This window comes from Dactylosporangium sp. NPDC000555 (assembly GCF_040300025.1).
Lineage (GTDB): Bacteria > Actinomycetota > Actinomycetes > Mycobacteriales > Micromonosporaceae > Dactylosporangium.
Window position 1 is genome coordinate 16668 of sequence record NZ_JBEPDB010000057.1, and the last position, 20504, is coordinate 37171.

Here is a 20504-nt window from a genome sequence, read left to right on the forward strand (position 1 = left end):
GGCCTGCGGCATTCCGGGTGAGGCCATTCCACCGGCCTATTTCCCGAAAAATCGGATATTTCGGGCACTCTATAGAGATACAGAGTGAACGGGCGATCCCCGCGAGGGTAGCCGTCTCCGCCAAATGGGTCATCCGCAGGCAACCTGGTGTAGTCCGGCAGGCCAATCGTTTGTCCCCGCTCGGGCGATAACGGCGTACCACGGCGCGCCTTTACATTCTTGACGTGCCTACGCGCCGCACACGGACCGCAACCACGTTGCTGTTGATCGCCGCCCTCTTCATCGCGGGCGGCGCCCTTGCGGCGTCCGGCTCCGACAACAACGGCGCCCCGTTCGGCACGCCCGCCGGCGCCACCGCCGTCGAGTCCGCGCCGCAGGTTCCGCACGCGGTCGGCGTCCGGCACTTCGCGTTCGCACGCGGCAAGGATCGGCCGCTGCCCACGACCGTGTGGTACCCGGTGCGCGGCTCCGCCCGCCAAGCCCGCGGCCGCACCCAGCTCGACGCGGCGCCGCTGCCCGGCGCGTTTCCCCTGCTGCTGTGGAGCCACGGCTTCCACAGCAACCCGCAGTCGCAGGAGGGCATGACGAAGCTGCTGGCCGAGGCCGGATACATCGTGGCGGCACCCGCGTACCCGTTCACGAAGAAGGACGTGCCAAAGTTCGACAAGACCGACGTGCCCAACCAGGCCGTCGACGCGTCGTACGTCATCACGCAGCTACTCGGGACGGCCAACCCGCTCGCGGCGAGCATCGACCCCGATCGGCTCGGCGCGATCGGGCACTCCGGCGGCGGCACGACCACCAACTGGCTGTTCACCGGTCGCCGCGACCCGCGGCTCAAAGTGGGCGTCATCTTCGCCGGACGGCCGACCACGGCATACCAGGGCACCCCGGTCCCGCTGCTGTTCATCCACGGTGACAATGACCCGGTGGTGGCCTACAGCCAGGGACGGGAGTCGTACGGCAAGGATCCCTGGCCCAAGGCGTTCCTGACGATCGTGGGCGGCGAGCACGGCGCCGGCACCAACAACCCCGCGCGCGGCCGCCTGCAGGTGGTGAGCACACTGCTGGACTTCCTCGACTGGGCGCTCAACGACGACGATGTGGCCCGGATGCGGCTGACGAACGACGCGACGCTCCCCGGAATCACGCGCTTCGAGTCGTCGGGGATCTACCCCAGCGTCACGAACAGCACCAGCGCGAGCACGACACCGACACCGAGGCCAACCCAGAGCAATACCCTGGACCTGGCGGGTTCGGCCGGCTGATCCCGGCTCTCGTCCACCCACGCCTGAAACGCCTGAGTGTTCTGACTCGGGTCGATGCGCTCATCGGACATGGCCGACAGGATACCGAGTGGCGGCTTCCGACAGTGCCCGAACGGTGTCAGATCGTGGCACTCTCCCCCGCACGGGACCCTCAACCCGGACAGTCATGCGCGGAACCAGTCGGATATCGCCCTCCAGGGAAGCGGCGATCCGCCGTGCCGCCCGTACCGTTGGTGGCATGCGCCCGCGCATCGCGATCGCCACCGTCGCCCTGTCCGCCGCGCTGACGGCCGGCTGCTCGGGCGGCACGGCACCAGCTCAGGTCACCCCGACCGCCACCCCCACCGGCACGGCGATGCCCCGGCTCGCCGCGGTCGAGCTGCCCCCGCCGCTGGCGCTGCCCGCCAGTCCGCTCTCGGTGTCGTCGCAGCAGGTGACGTACACCCGGGAGGGAAGGACGCTGCGAACGCTCGTCTGGGCGCCGGACCGGCCCGGCCATTACCCCGCCGTGCTGTTCAGCCACGGGTTGAACGGCGCGCCCGAGGAGTTCGCGCCGCTGCTCAAGGGCTGGGCACAGGCGGGGTTCGTGGTGATCGCCCCGGCCTACCCGAACACCACCCGCGGCGCGCCGAACCTGGACGTATACGACGTGCTCAACCAGCCGGCGGACGCGAGCTTCGTCCTCGGCCAGGTGCTCGCCGGGCCGATCGGCCGGCGCATCGACGCCAAGCGGCTGGCCGCGGCCGGACACTCCGCGGGGGCCATCACGACCGTCGGACTGTTCACCGTCGGGCGCGATCCGCGGCTGCGGGCCGGGATCATCCTGGCGGGCAGCGGGCTCGGGGTGGGCACGGATTTCAGCGGTACGCCCGCGGCATTGTTCTTTGTGCACGGGGACGCCGATCCGCTCGTCTCCTACGCCAGCGGCAAGGCGACCTACGACGACGTACCGTGGGCGAAGGCGATGCTCACCATCCCCGGCGGGAACCACAACGACCCGTATCTGCACCCGGAGTCACCGGCGTTCCAGACGGTCGCCGACAGCACCCTGCAGTTTCTGCGCCTGGAGTTGTACGGCGACCAGGCCGCCCGGTCCACGTTCACGCCCTCGGCGGACCTGGACGCGCACCTGTAGACGGCGAAAAGTCCGGCACCTCAGGTGCCGGACTTTCGAGCATTCCGAGTATTCGACAAATCCTCAGCGGGAATGGTCGATGACGACCTTTCCGAATACGTCGCCGGAGTGCAGCAGCTCGAACGCCTTACGGGCCTGCGAGAACGGCACGATCGTGTCGATCACCGGGCGGATGCCGGTGCGGGCCAGCAGCGCCATGAGGTCGGCGAGCTCCTCCGGCGTGCCCATGCTGGTGCCCAGGATCTCCAGCTGCAGCGCGAACATCCGGCGCAGGTTCACCCGCGGCAGATGTCCGCTGGTCGCCCCCGACACGACGATCCGCCCGCCCGCCTTCGCGCATTTCATCGAGTGATCGAACGTGGCCTCGCCGACCGTCTCGATGACCACGTCGACCCGCTCCGGCAGCCGGGCGCCGGGCTCGACCGCGATCGCCCCGAGCGCCGCGATTCGCTCGCGCTTGGCGGGGTCACGGCTCGTGGCATACACCCGGGCGCCCAGCGCCGTGCCGAGCAGCACGGCGGCCGTGGCGACCCCGCCGCCGGCCCCCTGCACCAGCACGGAGCCGCCCTCCTCGAGGCGCCCCCTGGTGGTGAGCATCCGGAACGCGGTCAGCCACGCCGTGGGCAGGCAGGCCGCCTCGGCGAAGGAGAGCTCCGAAGGCTTGGGCACCAGGTTGTACGCCGGGACGGCGACTCGCTCGGCCACCGTGCCCGGGTAGTACTCGGACAGGATCGAGTAGTCGCCCTTCTCGGTGTAGACCACCGGGAATACGACGACGTCGGCGCCGTCCGGGCCGATCCCGGCGGCGTCGCAGCCGAGGATCATCGGCAGCTGCGCCTCGTGGAGGCCGACGCCCCGCAACGACCACAGGTCGTGATGGTTGAGCGCGCTGGCGCGCACCTCCACCACGGCCCAGTCGTCCAGGGGCGCCGGCTCCGGGGCGTCGCCGATCTCGAGCACGGAAAGCGGGTCGGCATCATTGAACGCGGTTGCGAATGCGGCACGCATATCCGTGACCTTAACCCTCGTTAACGGGTGACGCCGTCGCGCCGGGCCGCCTCCGCGACCGCGGCCGCCACGGCCGGGGCCACCCGCGGGTCGAGCGCGCTCGGCACGATCGCGTCCGGCGCGAGCTCGCCCGCGCCGAGCACCTCGGCGATCGCCGTCGCCGCCGCGACCTTCATGCCGTTGCTGATCCGGGTCGCGCCGGAATCCAGCGCGCCGCGGAAAATGCCCGGGAACGCCAGCACGTTGTTGATCTGGTTGGCGAAGTCGCTGCGGCCCGTCGCGACGACGCTGGCATACCGCGCCGCGATCTCCGGGTGCACCTCGGGCGTCGGGTTGGCCAGCGCGAAGATCGCCCCGTCGGGGGCCATGCCGGCCAGCGCGGCCTCGCCGATCGTGCCGCCGGAGACACCGATGAGCACGTCGGCGCCGCGCAGCGCGGAGGCGATGTCGCCGGTCACGCCGCAGGCGTTGGTCTCGGCGGCGAGCGCGGCCTTGACCGGGTTGAGGTCGGTGCGGCCGGCGTGCAGGCAGCCGCGCGAGTCGAGCACGATGATCTCGCCGGCGTCCGCGCCGCCGTTGATGAGCATCCGGGTCACGGCGACGCCGGCCGCGCCCGCGCCGCTCACCACGATGCGCATGTCGCCGATGCTCCGGCCGAGCACCGCGGCGGCGTTGCGCAGCGCCGCGAGCACCACGATCGCGGTGCCGTGCTGGTCGTCGTGGAACACGGGAATCGGCAGCGTCTCCTCGAGCCGCCGCTCGATGTCGAAGCAGCGCGGAGCGGAGATGTCCTCCAGGTTGATGCCGCCGAACGACGGCGCCAGTGCGGTCACGATTCGCACGATCTCGTCGGGGTCCTGGGTGTCCAGGCAGATCGGCACCGCGTCGACGCCGCCGAACTGCTTGAAGAGCACCGCCTTGCCCTCCATCACCGGCATCGCGGCGCGGGGGCCGATGTTGCCCAGGCCGAGCACGGCCGACCCGTCGGTCACCACGGCGACGGCCTTGCCGACCCAGGTGAGCTGGTGAACGAGGGATTCGTCGGCGGCGATCGCCTCGCACACCCGGGCCACACCCGGCGTGTAGGCCATCGAAAGATCTTCGCGCGTGGACAGCGGGACGGTCGACTGCACCGACAGCTTGCCGCCGCTGTGTAGGTCGAAGACGGGATCAGACACGGAATCTGACACGGATGTAAGCACGAGGGCTCCTTTGCCACGGCTTGTGATACAGGAAGTACGCGCGGCGCGGGGTGAAAGCGCGAGAGAATCTGCGAATGCGGCGGGGGTCGCCCGTGTCCCGCATCACCTTAGCCTGGCACGCGCCGGAAGCGCATCGGTTGTGGCCACCATCGAAATGTCACACGACCGATGACGTCCGCTCGACCGTACCGCGCAGAATCATCACTGCCGAAGGGGTTGTCCCCCACGACCCACCACCCGTCGCCGTCCACCCGTTCCACCCGTTTGACGACGAGCAGATCGGGCCGGCTGCGAAAGACCGCGACCACAAGGTCACCCACACGGGCGTTTCCGGTGCGCCGCACCAGAATCCGGTCCCCCGAGCGCAGCGTCGGCACCATGGAAGGTCCCGACACGAGTGCCGTAAACCACGGCAGGCGCATGAAATCCCCGAACGTGGATAGGAGTAGGGTCAGCACTGAGGATCATCGCAAATCACCCTGGAGGGTTCGATGCGACTGTCGCGGCTTTTCACCCCGCGCACCGTGGTGAGCGCCCACTGCGACCTGCCGTGTGGTGTCTACGACCCGGCGCAGGCCCGAATCGAGGCCGAGTCCGTCAAGGCAATCTCTGAGAAGTACCAGGCGAACGACAACCCCGAGTTCCGCACCCGCGCCCTGATCATCAAGGAGCAGCGCTCCGAGCTGGTCAAGCATCACCTGTGGGTGCTCTGGACCGACTACTTCAAGCCCGCCCATTTCGAGAAGTACCCGCAGCTGCACGGCCTCTTCAACGAGGCGACCAAGCTCGCCGGCGCCTCCGGCGCCAAGGGCTCGGCCGACCCGTCCGTCGCCGAGCAGCTCCTGGCGAAGATCGACGAGATCGCAAAGATCTTCTGGGAGACCAAGCAGGCCTGAGCCTGTTAGGCCCTTAGCCCCCATCCCGCAGCCGCGGGGTGGGGGCGACGCTTTCCGTGGAGCGCTCCTTGACCATCCGCCCCGCCCGCATCGACGACGTACCCCACCTCGTCGACATGGTGTACGAGCTCGCCGAGTTCGAGCGTGCCCGCGACGAGTGCCACCTCACGCCCGAACAGCTGACCGCGGCGCTCTTCGGCTCGTCGCCGGCGGTGTTCTGCCACGTCGCCGAGGACGCCGGAACGCCGGTGGGCATGGCGCTGTGGTTCCTGACGTACTCCACCTGGGAGGGCTTGCACGGCATCTACCTCGAGGACCTCTACGTGCGCCCGTCCGCCCGTGGCACCGGGACCGGCAAGGCGCTGGTGGCCGCGTTGGCCGCGGTGTGCGTCGAGCGCGGGTACCGGCGGCTCGAGTGGGCGGTGCTGGACTGGAACCCGGCCCGGCAGTTCTACGGCGCTCTGGGTGCCGCGCCGAAGTCCGAGTGGGTGCCGTACCGCCTCAGCGGGGCGCCCTTGGCCGAACTCGCCGCGTCATCGGCTGCGCTGACGTCGTAGAGTCGCCTCCGAGGGGGTTCAGTCGCGTGACTCAGGTCGTATCGAAGAGGTCCGGCGCCGACGCCGACGACGTGGTGCTGCTCGCGGTGCCGGCATCGCCCGCGTACCTGGGCGTGCTGCGCACGGCCACGGCCGGCCTGGCCGCGCGCCTGCATTTCACGCTGGACGAGATCGAAGACCTGCGGATCGCGGTCGATGAGGCGTGCGCGATGCTGCTGGCGGTCGCCGCGGACACGCCCCAACTGGGCGACACGGTCGAGCTCTCGTGCCGCTTCACGGTCACGGACGACGCGCTGACCGTCTACACGACCGTGCCGCTGGGCTCTCCGGACGAGCGCCTGCCGGCCGGCGAGTCCTTCGCGTGGCAGGTGCTGAGCGCGCTGGCCGACGAGGTCTCGGCGACGGTCGACGGGCATCAGGCCGGCATCCGCCTGACGAAGCGCCGCCCCTCCTGACCGGCGCGCCCTCGGCCTGCGGTCCGGGGTCGTTCGGCGGCCCGCACCGGCGTCCGAGCTTGCCGGCTTGTCCGCGCGTTGTCCGCCGCGTCGACCGTGCCGGTCCAGCCCGATCAGGCCCGGCCGGCTCGGCCGTCGCGGAGGTGTCACAGCGGGATCGTGACGCGGTCCACCAGGCGTATGTTGTCGATGTGCGCCCGGGCCAGCTCCATCGCCAGCGCCGCATCGCCGTCGCGGATCGCGGCCAGCAATGCCCGGTGGTCGCGGTCCACCGCCCACCAGAACGGGGGCGGCGCCGCCTCCACCGCGTACCGGTCCGACATGTTGTAGAGCGGGCGCACCACCAGGCTCAGCAGCGGGTTGCCCGTCGCCGCGGCCACCGCGAGGTGGAACGCCGAGTGCGCCTCGATGCGGCGTTCGAGGTCGTCGAAGTCCGGGTCGAACATCGCACGCTCGAGGTCGGCCAGGTGGTGCGGCTTGCGCCTGGACGCGGCGAGGCCGGCCGCCGGTACCTCGAGCATCCGGCGTATCTCCAGGAAGTTTTCGCCGGTCACCGCGCCGCTGGCGAGCAGCAGGCCGACGCCGTCGGAGAGGCTGTCGCCGAGCACGTGGGCATCGGGCTCGGCGACGAAGCTGCCGCCGTTGACGCCGCGCATGGTGACGATCAGGTGCTGGCTGCTGAGCAGGCGCAGCGCCTCGCGGACCGTCGAGCGGCTCAGGCCCGACTGCTCGCACAGTTGCGGCTCGGCCGGCAGGCGCTCGCCGGGGCGCAGTTGGCCGGACATGATGTCGTCGCGGATGCGCTCGGCGAGGACCTGGTAGGCAGGAGCGACCGTCACGACACCTGAGCGTAGAGCAAACGAGAGCGGTCTGTGACCGGGCAACGCCGGGGTCAGCGCACTCCGAGCGCGATGCGGGTCGACGGGGCGAAGAGGAGCACCGCGCCGGTCAGGCCGAGCAGAAAGAGCGGGGCTCCGATCCACGGCTGGCCGTTGTTCAGCATGGTCCAGCCGATCGGCATCTGCAGCATCTGCGTGACGATCCCCGGGCCGCGGGCCCAGCGCTGGCGGCGGTGCAGGGCGACGCCGATGCCGATGAACAGCACGGCCATCAACGCCAGGTAGACCGTGAACGAGAGCGCCATCCTGGCGGCGGTCCAGGTCGATGTCAGATCGAGATACACCAGCAGGAGCGTGAGCGCGGTGAGACCGGCCCCCTCCAGAAGTAGCAACCGGACCGCCCAGCGCAGGGTCGCCGGGCTCCGCTCGGGCGCTGTATCGGTCGCCGCCGTCCCGCTCACCTGCGCGTCCTTCCTGGTCGAGGTACACCTTCACCGGCTTTTGCGGCTACAACCTTATCGCGCTGGGAAGCGGGTACAGTGCCGCCCATGCGAGCGCTCTTGGTGGTCAACCCCAACGCCACGACCACCACCGAACGCGGCCGGGACATCCTGGTGCGGGCCCTGCGCAGCCAGGTCGACCTGGACGTCGTCTACACGCAGCGCCGGGGCCACGCGGCCGACCTCGCCCGGGGTGCCGCCCGGGATGGCCTGGACCTCCTGGTCACCCTGGGCGGCGACGGCACCGTGAACGAGGCCGTCAACGGTCTGATGACCTTCGACTCCGGGCCGGCCGCGGATCGCGCCCACGACCGGCCCGCCCTGGCTGTCGTGCCCGGCGGCTCGACCAACGTCTTCGCCCGGGCGCTGGGGCTGCCGAGCGACTGGGCCGAGGGCACCGGCGCGATCCTCGAGGCGCTGCGAGACCGGCGCGAACGGATCATCAGGCTCGGCCGGGCCGACGATCGGTACTTCACGTTCTGCGCGGGCCTCGGCATCGACGCCGAGATCGTGCGCCGCGTCGACCAGGCCCGCCACAAGGGCTCCACCTCCACGCCGTGGCTGTACTTCCGCGCCACGATGGGCCAGTTCGCCGCGACGAATCGGCGCGTGCCGCTCCTCACGGTCGAGCTACCGGGCGAATCGGTCCAGGCCGGGCTAACGTGGATGTTGGTTCAGAACACGGCGCCGTGGACCTACATCGGCGAGCGGCCCGTGAATCCGAATCCGCGTGCCTCGTTCGACACGGGTCTCGACGTGCTCGGTCTGCGGGTGCTGCAGGTCGCCGGCACCACCCGCACCGTCGCGCAAATCCTGTCGAACCGCCACGAGGCGAAGGGGAAACACGTCGTTCAGCTGCACGATCTGCCAGGGTTCACTCTGACCGCCGCCAAACCGATCGCTTTCCAGGTTGACGGGGAGTACCTCGGCGAGGTCGACAAGTTGGATTTCGCGTCCGTACCGGGGGCGTTACGCGTAGTGTGTTGAGTCACCCCCGGCGATCAGCCACCGAAGGGGGGAAAGTTGCAGAGAGTCGCGAGAGGGACACCGCAGCCGCATCCCCGAAAGCCTCTCGGTCGTTGACTAAACCGTACTACATTGGTCACTGACTGTTGCGATCCGGGGCCTCTAACCACCACAAAACCGGACAAAAGACGCGTGAGCTTGCTCACCGACTTGGATTTTTTTGGTTGAGACCCCTTGACATCGCAGGAGTTCGTGAAAGCATTCACAAGCGAAACGACCACTGAGCGTTGCCCGCACACATGTTACGGGTCTTCAGGCTCCGCCTAGCCGAACCGTGCATGAGATGCATATAGGGAAATCATCAACAACGACCCGCGAAAAAAACAAGGAGTGTTGCCGCCATGTCGGACTGGCGCCACCATGCCCTCTGCCGCGACGAGGACCCGGAGCTGTTCTTCCCCATTGGAACTTCCGGACCGGCGTTGCTGCAGGTTGAGCAGGCGAAGGCGGTCTGCCAGCGCTGCTCCGTGACCAGCGAGTGTCTGCAGTGGGCGCTCGACTCCGGTCAGGACGCAGGCGTCTGGGGCGGAATGAGCGAAGATGAGCGTCGCCTGATGAAGCGGCGCGGCGGCCTCCGGGTCCGCGCTCACTCCGCCTGAGCCCAAGAAACCTTCCCGAACGAAGACGACGAACGCCCCGGCCGAACCGGCCGGGGCGTTGCTGTGTCCGCACTCAGCAGGCGGCCGGCGATGGTAACCGTGACGTGCCACGTAATGGTTGCCGGCCGTGGGCAAGAAAGCGGCCCGGAAACGGGCTCAGGCGGCCCGTACGAGCCCGAACGAGCCGATCCGGGACATCACCAGGCGGGCGACATCCAGATTGCCACCCAGCGGCGGCGCGACCGGCGACAGCGCGCCGGCCGCCAGCGCCGAGTCCACGGCGATGTCGTGTAGCCGGCCCGGGGCGAGGAAGTACGACGAGACCGCGACCCGCGAGCACCCGCGGGCCCGCAGCGCCTCCACGGCGACCGCGCCGGTCACGGCGGACCCCGAGGCATAGGCAGCGTGGCACGGAACGCCCAGCGACGCCCCTAGGGCCCCCGCCGCCACATCCACGGAGTGCCGGGCCAGGTCGTCGCGGGTGCCGGCGGCGACGAGCACGACCCCGTCGTACGCGATCGGGGGCAGCAGCCGGCGCAGCGCGGCCAGCAGCAGCGGCGGCGTGCCCTCGCCGAGCACGGCGGTGGTCATCACGTCCATGCGCAGGCCGTCGACGCGGGCGCGGTCGAGCACCGCCGGCAGGTCGACGCGGCCGTGGTAGGCGGAGGTCAGCAGCAACGGCACGACGACAGCCCGCGTGTGGCCGAGTGCCGAGAAGGCGAAGAGCTGCTCGCCGGGGCGCGGGCCGGCGTGGTCCAGGAACGCGCAGCGCACGTCCAGGCCGGGCCGCTGGGCCGCGACCGCCCGCGTCAGGGCACGGGTGGCCGCGGCCGCCCTGGGGTCCGAGGACCCGTGGGCCACGAGGAGTACCGCGGTCATCCGGACGTGTGCAGGCCGCACTCGGACTTGTCGAACATCGGCCAGCGACCGCCGCGCGGGTCGCCGCCCGGGGGCGTGCGCCGGGTGCACGGCCAGCAGCCGACCGAGGCGTACCCCTGGCGCATGAGCGCGTTCACCGGCACGTTGTGACGCGAGATGTACGCGTCGACGTCGGCCTGCGTCCACTGCGCCAGCGGGGAGACCTTGAACTTGCCGCGGGCCTGCTCGAAGCTCACGATCGGCGTGTTCGCGCGGCTCGGCGACTCGTCGCGGCGCAGGCCCGCGGCCCACGCGTCGTAGTCCTCCAGCGCCCGCTCCAGCGGCTCGATCTTGCGCAGGTAGCAGCACTCGTCGGGGTCCCGGGCGTACAGCCGCCGGCCGTGCTCGGCGTCCTGCTCGGCGACCGTCTGGCGGGGACGGATCGAGCGGACCGTCACGGGCAGCGTGCGCTGGACGATCTCGCGCACCCGCAGCGTCTCGGCGAAGTGCAGGCCGGTGTCGAGGAAGATGACCGGCACCCCGGGCACGACCCGCGACACCACGTGCGCGAGCACGGCGTCGGCGAACGAGCTCGTCACGGCGAACCGGTCGCCGAACTGGGCGGCGGCCCACTCGATGATCTTCTCGGCCGGCTGGTTCTCCAGGCGGGCCGAGGCGGCCTTCGCCAGTTCGATCGACTCTTGTGTACTTCGGGCAGCACTCCCGACCGTGGCTGTGCTCATCGCTTGGCCTCCAACGCCTTAGCCGCCAGTCCCAGGAATTTCAGTGAGAAAACCCGCGCGCAACCGCGGCACTCCCATGCGCCGTGCGAGTCCTCGTGTGGTCTGAGGTCCTCCTCGCCGCAGTACGGGCAGTACAGCGGCGCCATCCGCTCGCTCATGCCGCCGACTCGCTTCGCTCCCCGGCGGCATGAGGCTCCAAGTCACGCTGAGTCATCATTCGCTCACTTCGTTCGCTCATCGCAGCTGCTCCTCAGGAGCGCGCATGACCCAGAGGGCGAAGGACTCGCCGGGCTCGCGCCCGGCCAGGTAGTGGTTCGCGACCCGCTCGACGTAGCCGGGCAGGTCGACGGCGGTGGTCTTGAGGCCACGCAGCTTCCGGCCGAAGCCGGCGTTCTGCCCCTGGGCCATGCCCAGGCCGCCGCCGAGGTGGATCTGGAAGCCCTCGACCATCTCGCCGGTGCTGTCGTCGCGCACCAGCATGCCCTTGAGGCCGATGTCGGCGACCTGCGTGCGGGCGCAGGCGTTCGGACAGCCGTTGAGGTGGATCGAGATGTCGGCGTCGAGCTCGGCGACCTTCTTCTCGAGGTGCTCGATGAGCTCGGCGGCGCGCGCCTTGGTCTCCACGATCGCGAGCTTGCAGAACTCGATGCCGGTGCAGGCCATCGTGCTGCGCCGCCAGACCGACGGGCGCGGCTCCAGGCCGATCTCCTGCAGGTCCCGCACGAGCGACTCGGTCTGCGACTCTTCGATGTCGAGGATCAGGATCTTCTGGTACGGCGTGAGCCGCACCCGGTCCGACCCGTAGCGCTCGGCCAGATCCGCGACCCTCGCCAGCTGCGTGCCCGAGCTGCGCCCGGCCATCGGGGCGGCCCCGACGTAGTACTTGCCGTCCCACTGCTTGTGCACGCCGACGTGGTCGATCGGCTTCTCCGGCAGCTCCGGCGACGGGCCGTCGACGAGGCGGCGGCCGAGGTACTCGTTCTCCAGGATCTGCCGGAACTGCTCCGCGCCCCAGTCGGCGACCAGGAACTTCAGCCGCGCGCGGCTGCGCAGCCGGCGGTAGCCGTAGTCGCGGAAGACCTTCACGACGCCGTGCCAGACCTCCGGCACCTCGTGCAGCGGCACCCAGGCACCGAGCCGCTTGGCGAGCATCGGGTTGGTGGACAGACCGCCGCCGACCCACAGGTCGAAGCCGGGGCCGTGCTCCGGGTGGATGACGCCGACGAACGAGATGTCGTTCGCCTCGTACGGGGTGTCGGCGAGCCACGAGATCGATGACTTGAACTTGCGCGGCAGGTTCGACAGCTCCGGATCGCCGACGAAGCGCCGGTTGATCTCGGTGATCGCCTCGGTCGGGTCGAGCATCTCGCTCTCCGCGACGCCCGCGATCGGGCTGCCGAGGATCACGCGCGGGGTGTCGCCGCACGCCTCGGTGGTGGACAGGCCGACCGCCTCGAGCTCCGACCAGATGGTCGGCACGTTCTCGATCTCGATCCAGTGCAGCTGGATGTTCTGCCGGTCGGTGACGTCGGCGGTGTCGCGGCCGAAGCGCTGCGAGATCGAGGCGATCGCGCGCAGCTGGGCCAGCGAGAGCTGCCCGCCGTCGCTGCGGACGCGCAGCATGAAGTAACGGTCGTCGAGCTCCTCCGGCTCGAGCACGGCGGTGCGCCCGCCGTCGATGCCGGGGCGGCGCTGCGTGTACAGCCCGAACCACCGGAACCGCCCGCGCAGGTCGGCCGGGTCGATGGAGTCGAAGCCCCCGTGCGCGTAGATGTTCTCGATGCGGGCCCGCACGTTGAGCGGGTTGTCGTCCTTCTTGCTGCGCTCGTTCGGGTTGAGCGGCTCGCGGTGGCCGAGGGCCCACTGCCCTTCACCACGAGGGCGCCCACCGGCCGCACCACGTCCGCGGACGGTGTTCACCGACATGTCGGCGTCCTCTCAGGATTGTGAGCACGCGAGCAAGCGCCGCCGTCGTCGGAGATGCCGATAACGGATGACGTCGATGTCATGAAATGCTCCGGCGCGAAGTCGCGCACCCGGGAAAAAATTCAGCGGGCGGCGTTCAGCAGACCGGACAGATGGCGCTGCGCACGCGACCGTAGTCGACGTGTCGGCGGCTGACGAGCCGCAGAGAAGCAGCGTGCATGGTGTGCAGTCTTCCACGGAGAGCGGTCCTTACGCCACGCCCGCGTGAGGGTTCTCTCATAGCGATTTCACGAAGCGGTAACGGAAATAAGACTCAGCCGATAGGGATTGCAGACCGGAATTGCGCGGATCGGCGGGCGCGTCCGCGTCGCCGTCCCACACTCCGGTTGACTTCATCGCTTCGCCAGCGGTACCACAATGACCGCCTCGGTGCCGCCGTCCGGCCGCGCCAGCAGCTCGATCGTGCCGCGTAGCTCCCCCGTCGCAAGCGTGCGCACGATCTGCAGGCCCAGCCGCTCGCTCGCGTCGAGGTCGAAGCCCTCGGGCAGCCCGCGGCCGTTGTCGGCGACGGTCACGTGCAGCTGCTTGCGGAACCGGTGCACGGACACGACGACCTCGGGCGACTGCGGCGCAGCCGGCTCGAACGCGTGCTCGACGGCGTTCTGCAACAGCTCGTTGAGCACCATGACCAGCGGCGTGGCGATCTCGGCCGGCAGCACCCCGAAGTCGCCCTCGCGGCGTACCGCGACGGGGAAGCCGGTCGCGCCGACCTCGACGGCCGCCGCGGCGACCCGGTCGACGATGCCGTCGAACTCCACGGCCTCGTCGGAGTCCTCCGACGACATGGACAGCGTCTCGTGCACCAGGGCGATGGACGCCACGCGGCGTACCGACTCCTCCAGGGCGTGCCGCGCGGCCGGCACCCCGACGCGGCGGGCCTGCAGCCGCAGCAGTGCGGCGACCGTCTGCAGGTTGTTCTTGACCCGGTGGTGGATCTCGCGGATCGTCGCGTCCTTGGTCATCAGCTGCCGGTCCCGCCGGCGTACCTCGGTGATGTCCCGCACCAGCACGAGCGCACCGATCGGCACGCCGGCCGGTATGAGCGGCAGGGCGCGCATGAGCACGCTGGCGCCGCGGGCCTCCAGCTCCTTGCGGGCCGGCGCCTCGCCGTGCAGGGCGGACTGGATCCGGTCCGTCGCGTCGGCGCCCTCGAGCGGGTCGTCGACGAGCCGGCCGGTGATCTCCGCCAGGCTCTCGCCCACGAGGTGGGCGGCGAGTCCCAGCCTGCGGTACGCCGACTGCGCGTTCGGGCTGGCGTAGGTGACCTTGCCCGTGGCGTCCAGGCGCACCAGCCCGTCGCCGATGCGCGGCGCGCTGGTGGTCTCGCCGGGGTGGCGCGGCGGCGGCCAGCTGCCGTCGGCGATCATCTGGGCCAGGTCGTCGGCCGTGGTCAGGTAGTTGAGCTCCAGCTGCGCCGGGGTGCGGGCCGTGCTCAGGTTGGTGTCGCGGCCGAGCACAGCGATGACCTTGGCGTGCCCCCGCCGGCGCACCGGGATCGCCTCGTGGCGGGCGGGCATGTCGCCGTACCAGACGGGGTCCCCCTCCCGCCAGATCCGGCCCTGCTGGCGCACGATCGCCAGGTGCGCGACCTCGGGGCCGCCGGCGATCCGTCCGACCTGGTCGTCCTGGTAGGCCGTCGGCGCCGTGGTCGGGCGCACCTGGGCGACGCAGATGTACTCCCCCCGCGCCTCGATGGGGACCCACATCAGCAGGTCGGCGAAGCTGAGGTCCGACACGATCTGCCAGTCGCCGGCCAGCCGGTGCAGGTGCTCGATGTCGTCGGGCTCGAGGCTGGTGTGTTCCTCGACGAGGTCACGCAGGGTCGACACGCTGACAAGACTAAGGTTGCCCGGTGCGGCGACTGGTGCTTCCCCTGCTGTTGGTGCTCTCAATCGGCGGTTGTGGCTGGCTGGGCCGCCACGACGAGACGAGCAAGCCCGACGGGTTCCTGCTGCACGGCTACGTCAGCGTGGCCGGCGCCGCTACGGGCGTGACCGGCACCCCGTGCCAGGCGCCGGCCTCGGTCCCGGACATCGTGCAGGGCGGCGAGGTCCGCGTCGCGGACACGGACGGCCACCCGATCGCCGCCACCACGCTGGCCAGCGGTGTGCTGGCGCAGCAGCCGGACGGGTACCGGTGCAACTTCGCCTTCGAGCTGCGCGACCTCTCCGGCGGCCGGGCGGCCTACGTCGTCATGGTCGGCGACCGCCCGGCCGTGACGTTTCAGACCAAGCCGCTGCGCGAGGGCAGCCCGGCGGTGATCCCGGTGTCGCCGGTCACAGCGTCGTCGTCACCTTCTTGAGCCCGCGCGGCGCGTCCGGGTCCTCGCCGCGCAGCAGGGCCAGCGACAGCGCCAGGCGCTGCATCGGAAGGATGTCCAGCAGCGGGGCGTAGCGCTCGTCGACCTCGGGAGTGCGAACCCAGCCGTTGGCGCCTTCGACCGCGCTCGGGCCGAACACGACCGTGTCGGCCCGGCGCTCGCCGAGGCGGGCCACCACGTCGCGCATCGACGCGCCGGCCGGGCCGTTGCCGACCACGGCGAGCACCGGCACGTCGGGGTCGGCCATCGCGAGCGGGCCGTGCAGCAGGTCGGCGCCGGAGAACGCGAGGCCGGCGAGGTAGCAGGTCTCCATGAGCTTGAGCGCGGCCTCGCGGGCGGTCGGGTACGCGTAGCCGCGGCCGGTGGTGACCAGGCGGGCGGCGAAGCGGTACCGCGCGGCGAGGTCGACGGCGGTTTCGTCGGCCAGCAGCGCCTGCGCGAGGTCGGGCAGCTTGCGCAGCTCGGCGAGCTCCTCGGCGGGCAGGGCACCCCCGCCGCGCACGCTCTCCACGAGCATGAGCAGGGCGAGCAGTTCGGCGGTGTACGTCTTCGTCGCGGCGACCGCCACCTCGTGCCCGGCCACGACGTCGATGTGCAGCTCGGCCACCTGCGCCAGCGGTGATTCGGGGTTGTTCGTGACGGCCAGGGTGTGCGCGCCCTGCTCACGCGCGACCCGCAGCACCTCGTGCAGGTCGGGCGAGCCGCCGCTCTGGCTGACCCCCACGACGAGCGTGTCGCGCAGGTCGGGGCGGGCACCGTACACCGTCGTCGCGGACGGGCTGGCCAGGCCGGCGGGGATGCCGAGCCGGATCTCGGTGAGATAGGCGGCGTAGAGGGCCGCGTGGTCGGAGGTGCCGCGCGCGGTGAAGACGACACTGCGCGGGCGCCATTGCGCGATCTTCGCCGCGACCTCGGCGATCTGGCCGGCGCGCTCGTCGAGCAGGCGAGCGAACACCTCCGGCTGTTCGGCGATGTCGGCCTTCATCCCGGCGCCGGGCTGCTCGGTCAATGGATACCCCTCAGTTCATGCGAAACTGGCGTTCGGTGCGCGATACTGCTCATAGCTTGGCAGTTTCGCGCACCGAACGCCAGTTTCATGGGCAACTTCGCGCAGGGGTTGCGCGAAACTAGCCCTCCTGCGCAATCAGTGTGCGCTCGGGCTGCTCGGACGGCCCGCCGCGCAGTGCGACCTCGCGGATGAAGAACGCCAGCACCGGGATGAGCGCGGCGGCCACGGTGGCCCACAGGAACACGCTCGACGTGGCGCCGGCGATCGCGTCGACGACCGCCGCGCGCACCGGGGCGGGCAGCTGCGACATCGACGCCGGGTCGATCCGGGCGCCCCCGCCGCCGCTGGCCATGCGGTTCGCGGCCTCGGTGCCCAGCCGCTCGCCGAGCAGCGCGTGCAGCCGGTGGTTGAAGATCGCGCCGAAGGCGGAGACACCGAACGCGCCGCCGATCGAGCGGGCGAACGTGGAGGTACTGCTGGCCACGCCGAGGTCCTTGATCTCGACGCTGTTCTGCGCGATGAGCATCGACGTCTGCATCAGGAAGCCCAGGCCCAGGCCGAGCACGGCCATGAACGCGCCGGACTCGAGCTTCGAGCTGTGCGCGTCGAGTTGCGCCAGCAGGACCATCGCGCCGACCATCACCACGCCGCCGATGATCGGGAACATGCGGTACCGCCCGGTCTGGGTGATGATCCGCCCGACCCCCAGCGACGTCACCAGCATGCCACCCATCATGGGCATCAGGAGCAGCCCGGAGTTGGTCGCCGAGGCGCCCTGGACGATCTGCTGATACAACGGCAGGAAGGTCACCGCGCCGAAGAGCGCGAAGCCGACCAGGAAGCCGACGAGCGCCACCAGCGTGAAGTTGCGGTTGGCGAAGATGCCCAGCGGCACGATCGGCTCCGGATGCCGGCGCTCGACCAGCACGAACAAGGCCAGCGCGAGCACCGCCAGCACGGCGAGGCCGCGGATCTGCGCCGAGCCCCAGGCGTACTGGCCGCCGCCCCAGGTCGTGATGAGCACCAGCGAGGTCACCCCGACGGACAGCAGCGACGCGCCCGGCCAGTCGATGCGGTGCTCGGTGCGCCGCTTCGGCAGGTGCAGCCGCAGCGCGAGCAGGACCAGCGCCGCGCCGCCCAGGGGCAGATTGACGAAGAACGCCCAGCGCCAGTTCGCGTGGTCGGTGATGAAGCCGCCGATGAGCGGGCCACCGACCATCGCGACCGCCATCACGGCGGCGAACTGGCCCTGGTACTTCCCGCGCTCGCGCGGCGAGACCAGGTCGCCGATGACCGACATCGCGCCGACGATGAGCCCGCCGGCGCCGAGCCCCTGGAACGCGCGGAAGCCGATGAGCTCGGGCATACTCTGGGCGACGCCGCACAGCATCGAGCCGATCAGGAACAGCACGATCGAGGTGAGGAAGACCGTCTTGCGGCCGTAGAGGTCGCCGAGCTTGCCCCACAGCGGGGTCGAGACGGTCGTGCCGAGGACGTACGCGGTGACCACCCAGGACAGGTGGTCGACACCGCCGAGGTCGCCGACGATGCGTGGCATCGCGGTGCCGACGATGACGTTGTCGAGCATCGCCAGCATCATGGCCATGAGCAGCCCTGGTAGGACGGCCTTGATCGTGCGTCGCGCCGCTTCGTCGGCGCTTTGCGCTGTTGTTTCTGTTTCGGACATTCTCCCTGCCCCCGAACTTACCTGTCGACCGGCTAGTAAACTTACTAGCCGCACGGTAAGCTGGTCACTAGCCGAGCGTCAAGTAGGATCAACGTGATGGAACAGACCGATCAGACCGCCGCCCGGATCGTCCGCGGCCGCAACCGGATCCGCACGGGCGAATCGGATGGCGAGGGCGTGCGTGCCCACATCCAGCGGGTGGCGCTCGACCTGTTCATCGAGGACGGGTATGACAAGACGTCGCTGCGCGAGATCGCCGAGAAGCTGGGCGTGACGAAGGCGGCGCTGTATTACCACTTCCCCACCAAGGACGACATCGTCGCCAGCCTCATCGAGGAGCGCATCGACGCCGTCGACGGGTTGCTGGAGTGGGCGGCCGCACGGCCGCGCGACACCAGCACGCGGCTGGAGTTCATCCGGCGCTACGCGACCCTGCACGACCAGTTCACGCACGAGAAGGTGATCCGGTTCTTCGAGCGCAACCAGACGCTGATCAACACGCTGCCGGCGGGCAAACGGCTGCGCGAGCAGATGATCCGGGTCTTCGAGCTGCTCACCGACCCGGAGGAGTCGCTGGCCCAGCAGCTGCGGCGGGCGATGGCGATCTTCGCCATCCACGCGAGCTGGTTCCTGCTGCGGGAGCGGCCGGGCACGTTGGAACAGCAGCGGGAGGCGGCGCTGGAGGTGGCGACCGAGCTGATGGGCTCCGCGGATCGGATCGGTTCCGCGCCGGCCGGCTCACCGACGGCCTCGGGGACCGCGGCGGACGACCCTGAAGCGACGCGACGCGACGGGGCCGCGGGCCGCGACGGCGAAGACGCAGCTGACGACCGCGGTGAGCACGCGGCGGGCCTCGCCGGCGGTCTCGAGGACGCCCTGGTCGACGAGCTGAGCGAGGCGCTATTTGGCGAGGACGGGAAGCGTCAGGCGCAGGCCGAGGAGCTCGACGCCCGGCACCGGTGACCAGTCGAGGTCCGGGTCGCGCTGGAAGCCGAACCGGCCGTAGAGCGCGAGCGCGGCGTCGTTGTCGTGGCGCGTGCAGATCACCAGGGCGCGGCACCCGAGCGCGGCCGCCCGGTCGATGCACGCCTGCACCAGCGCCTGGGCCACACCGCGGCGCTGGGCGGCCGGGTCGACCGCCAGCGTGCGAAATTCGGCCTCGCCGGGCCGGGAGACCTCGGCATAGGCCCCGCCGGGCAGGACGAACGTGACCGCGCCGAGCACCGCCCCGCTGGTGCCGGCCGTTGCCACCAGCACGTCGGCCGCCGCGGCCCGGCCGGCCACGTCGGCGAGGACGGTGGCGTATTCGGGGGCCGTCTCGAGCTGGCCGTCGGCGCGGTAGGCCTCGATGGTCAGCCGCGAGACGTCGTCATGGTCGCCCGGCTCGATCGGCCGGACGAGGAGGCCCAAAGCCGTCACCCGATCACGGCGATGAGGTCGCCCTCCTGCACCACGTCGCCCTCGTTGACGGCGATCTGGCTGATCGTGCCGTCGGACTCGGCCAGGACCGGGATTTCCATCTTCATCGACTCGAGGATCACCAGGGTGTCGCCCTCGGTGACCTCGGCGCCGATCTCGGTGGTGATCTTCCAGACGTTTGCCACCATCTCGGCGCGGACCTCGTCGGCCATCCCGGTCTCCCTTCGCGGCTGCTGCTTGCGCTCGCAGCATATCGGTGCGAAACGCGTTCGCGCGGGTAGCGACCGAGGCCTCCGTCCGGACCCGCTGCTCGCGATGGGCCTGAGGCGGCGAGGCGGAGTCCAGATCTCGTCTGGTGATGGCCCGCGGAGCCGGGCTACCGGTGTCGTGACCGGGCTTGCGCGGGACGCCGCCAGGCGGAATCTGGGCCAGCCGCAGCCCCGCCTCAGCTATGAGACGGGCCTTGGAGTGACCGTCATGGGCGCTTGGCATCGCGAGAAGCCGAGTTCGGGCGGCGCAGCCCGTGCCTGCGATCTGCGTCGCCCGACCATCATGTTCGCCGTGATCACGGAGTAAAAATGCTCAAGCGGCAGCACGTTCGCTCCGTGATCATGAAGAACCCGCGCGCTGTGGGCGCCGGACGCATGACCACGGAGACTTTGCTCGGCGGACTGGCGCTGCCAGCCAATTGACGGTCGCTCTTAGCTTAGTCCGGGCGCAGCTCTCGCGAATCGGCGTTGACGACGAACTCGGAGAGTTTCGCGCGGAGGCGGGCCTTGAGCTCGACCGGGGCCAGCTCGGAGCCGCAGCAGCGGGCCACGAGAGCCTTGACCTCCTGCTCGATGCCGAACTCCCGCAGGCACGGCGAGCACTCGTCGAGATGCTCCCGGATCAGCGCGCGCCGGTCGTCTGCACACTCCAGGTCGAGGTAGAGATACACCTCGGCGAGGACGTCACTGCAGTCGGTTTCGTGCGGGTCTCCACAGCTCATCGGATC

23 protein-coding genes are annotated in these 20504 nt (G+C 70.4%); 9 read left to right on the forward strand and 14 right to left on the reverse strand.

All coding sequences use genetic code 11. The features are described 5' to 3' along the window. Nucleotides 1-224: 224 nt before the first annotated feature. Both ABT297_RS28675 and ABT297_RS28680 read left to right on the forward strand, forming a co-directional pair. On the forward strand, nucleotides 225-1268 hold the full coding sequence (locus ABT297_RS28675) for an alpha/beta hydrolase family protein (protein ID WP_350555178.1): 1044 nt from the start codon (nucleotides 225-227) through the stop codon (nucleotides 1266-1268). Nucleotides 1269-1506: 238 nt separating this feature from the next. Beyond that, nucleotides 1507-2403, forward strand: a complete 897-nt coding sequence (locus ABT297_RS28680) for an alpha/beta hydrolase family protein (RefSeq protein WP_350555180.1) — start codon at nucleotides 1507-1509, stop codon at nucleotides 2401-2403. A gap of 63 nt (nucleotides 2404-2466) precedes the next feature. Here ABT297_RS28680 and ABT297_RS28685 read toward each other — a convergent pair whose 3' ends face one another. From ABT297_RS28685 to ABT297_RS28695, 3 genes are all read right to left on the reverse strand, one after another. After that, nucleotides 2467-3411 carry a zinc-binding dehydrogenase gene (locus ABT297_RS28685; RefSeq protein ID WP_350555182.1) on the reverse strand — a complete coding sequence of 315 codons (945 nt, stop codon included), beginning with the start codon at nucleotides 3409-3411 and terminating at the stop codon, nucleotides 2467-2469. A gap of 20 nt (nucleotides 3412-3431) precedes the next feature. Then, a complete protein-coding gene (locus ABT297_RS28690; RefSeq protein WP_350555184.1) occupies nucleotides 3432-4589 on the reverse strand; it encodes an NAD(P)-dependent malic enzyme in 1158 nt (385 codons plus the stop codon). 131 nt (nucleotides 4590-4720) lie between these two features. Further along, nucleotides 4721-5035 (reverse strand): S24 family peptidase, encoded by a 315-nt coding sequence (locus ABT297_RS28695; protein WP_350555244.1) that lies wholly within the window; start codon nucleotides 5033-5035, stop codon nucleotides 4721-4723. A gap of 69 nt (nucleotides 5036-5104) precedes the next feature. Here ABT297_RS28695 and sodN point away from each other — a divergent pair, with 69 nt between their 5' ends. From sodN to ABT297_RS28710, 3 genes are all read left to right on the forward strand, one after another. Next, nucleotides 5105-5509 carry a superoxide dismutase, Ni gene (gene sodN / locus ABT297_RS28700; protein ID WP_350555186.1) on the forward strand — a complete coding sequence of 135 codons (405 nt, stop codon included), beginning with the start codon at nucleotides 5105-5107 and terminating at the stop codon, nucleotides 5507-5509. A gap of 68 nt (nucleotides 5510-5577) precedes the next feature. After that, nucleotides 5578-6066 carry a GNAT family N-acetyltransferase gene (locus ABT297_RS28705; protein WP_350555187.1) on the forward strand — a complete coding sequence of 163 codons (489 nt, stop codon included), beginning with the start codon at nucleotides 5578-5580 and terminating at the stop codon, nucleotides 6064-6066. A gap of 26 nt (nucleotides 6067-6092) precedes the next feature. Then, entirely contained in the window at nucleotides 6093-6521 is a 429-nt protein-coding gene (locus tag ABT297_RS28710; RefSeq protein WP_350555189.1) for an ATP-binding protein, read from the forward strand. A gap of 146 nt (nucleotides 6522-6667) precedes the next feature. On the opposite strand, the gene ABT297_RS28715 is transcribed toward ABT297_RS28710, so the two are convergent. Next, the gene (locus ABT297_RS28715) at nucleotides 6668-7360 is read right to left on the reverse strand and encodes a FadR/GntR family transcriptional regulator (RefSeq protein ID WP_350555191.1); all 693 of its coding nucleotides are present in this window, start codon (nucleotides 7358-7360) and stop codon (nucleotides 6668-6670) included. Between the two features lie 53 nt (nucleotides 7361-7413). Beyond that, a complete protein-coding gene (locus ABT297_RS28720) occupies nucleotides 7414-7821 on the reverse strand; it encodes a hypothetical protein (RefSeq protein WP_350555193.1) in 408 nt (135 codons plus the stop codon). Between the two features lie 87 nt (nucleotides 7822-7908). Between ABT297_RS28720 and ABT297_RS28725 the strand changes: the two genes are divergently transcribed. Further along, nucleotides 7909-8847 (forward strand): diacylglycerol/lipid kinase family protein, encoded by a 939-nt coding sequence (locus tag ABT297_RS28725; protein ID WP_350555196.1) that lies wholly within the window; start codon nucleotides 7909-7911, stop codon nucleotides 8845-8847. A 380-nt stretch (nucleotides 8848-9227) separates the two neighbouring features. After that, nucleotides 9228-9485, forward strand: a complete 258-nt coding sequence (locus tag ABT297_RS28730; RefSeq protein ID WP_190257048.1) for a WhiB family transcriptional regulator — start codon at nucleotides 9228-9230, stop codon at nucleotides 9483-9485. Between the two features lie 156 nt (nucleotides 9486-9641). On the opposite strand, the gene ABT297_RS28735 is transcribed toward ABT297_RS28730, so the two are convergent. From ABT297_RS28735 to ABT297_RS28750, 4 genes are all read right to left on the reverse strand, one after another. Beyond that, a complete protein-coding gene (locus ABT297_RS28735) occupies nucleotides 9642-10364 on the reverse strand; it encodes a sirohydrochlorin chelatase (RefSeq protein ID WP_350555199.1) in 723 nt (240 codons plus the stop codon). Further along, complete coding sequence (locus tag ABT297_RS28740; protein WP_350555201.1) at nucleotides 10361-11086, reverse strand: phosphoadenylyl-sulfate reductase; 726 nt, start codon at nucleotides 11084-11086, stop codon at nucleotides 10361-10363. Before ABT297_RS28740 ends, ABT297_RS28735 begins: the two co-directional genes overlap by 4 nt. A 234-nt stretch (nucleotides 11087-11320) precedes the next feature. Next, the gene (locus ABT297_RS28745) at nucleotides 11321-13012 is read right to left on the reverse strand and encodes a nitrite/sulfite reductase (protein WP_350555203.1); all 1692 of its coding nucleotides are present in this window, start codon (nucleotides 13010-13012) and stop codon (nucleotides 11321-11323) included. A 392-nt stretch (nucleotides 13013-13404) separates the two neighbouring features. Next, nucleotides 13405-14901: a sensor histidine kinase gene (locus ABT297_RS28750; protein WP_350555205.1), complete on the reverse strand. Its 1497-nt coding sequence runs from the start codon at nucleotides 14899-14901 to the stop codon at nucleotides 13405-13407. Between the two features lie 23 nt (nucleotides 14902-14924). Between ABT297_RS28750 and ABT297_RS28755 the strand changes: the two genes are divergently transcribed. Continuing rightward, entirely contained in the window at nucleotides 14925-15374 is a 450-nt protein-coding gene (locus ABT297_RS28755) for a hypothetical protein (RefSeq protein ID WP_350555207.1), read from the forward strand. On the opposite strand, the gene ABT297_RS28760 is transcribed toward ABT297_RS28755, so the two are convergent. After that, nucleotides 15349-16377, reverse strand: coding sequence for an SIS domain-containing protein (locus ABT297_RS28760; RefSeq protein ID WP_350555246.1), 1029 nt, complete (start codon nucleotides 16375-16377; stop codon nucleotides 15349-15351). The two genes, ABT297_RS28755 and ABT297_RS28760, sit on opposite strands and share 26 nt — an antisense overlap. Before the next feature lie 142 nt (nucleotides 16378-16519). Further along, nucleotides 16520-18088: an MDR family MFS transporter gene (locus ABT297_RS28765; RefSeq protein WP_350555209.1), complete on the reverse strand. Its 1569-nt coding sequence runs from the start codon at nucleotides 18086-18088 to the stop codon at nucleotides 16520-16522. Nucleotides 18089-18184: 96 nt separating this feature from the next. Here ABT297_RS28765 and ABT297_RS28770 point away from each other — a divergent pair, with 96 nt between their 5' ends. After that, nucleotides 18185-19051: a TetR/AcrR family transcriptional regulator gene (locus ABT297_RS28770; RefSeq protein WP_350555211.1), complete on the forward strand. Its 867-nt coding sequence runs from the start codon at nucleotides 18185-18187 to the stop codon at nucleotides 19049-19051. Here ABT297_RS28770 and ABT297_RS28775 read toward each other — a convergent pair. From ABT297_RS28775 to rsrA, 3 genes are all read right to left on the reverse strand, one after another. Continuing rightward, nucleotides 18989-19498, reverse strand: a complete 510-nt coding sequence (locus tag ABT297_RS28775) for a GNAT family N-acetyltransferase (RefSeq protein WP_350555248.1) — start codon at nucleotides 19496-19498, stop codon at nucleotides 18989-18991. The genes ABT297_RS28770 and ABT297_RS28775 overlap by 63 nt on opposite strands. Nucleotides 19499-19503: 5 nt before the next feature. Beyond that, a complete protein-coding gene (locus ABT297_RS28780; RefSeq protein ID WP_350555213.1) occupies nucleotides 19504-19719 on the reverse strand; it encodes a biotin/lipoyl-binding carrier protein in 216 nt (71 codons plus the stop codon). Between the two features lie 494 nt (nucleotides 19720-20213). Further along, a complete protein-coding gene (rsrA, locus tag ABT297_RS28785; protein WP_350555215.1) occupies nucleotides 20214-20498 on the reverse strand; it encodes a mycothiol system anti-sigma-R factor in 285 nt (94 codons plus the stop codon). Nucleotides 20499-20504 lie beyond the last annotated feature (6 nt).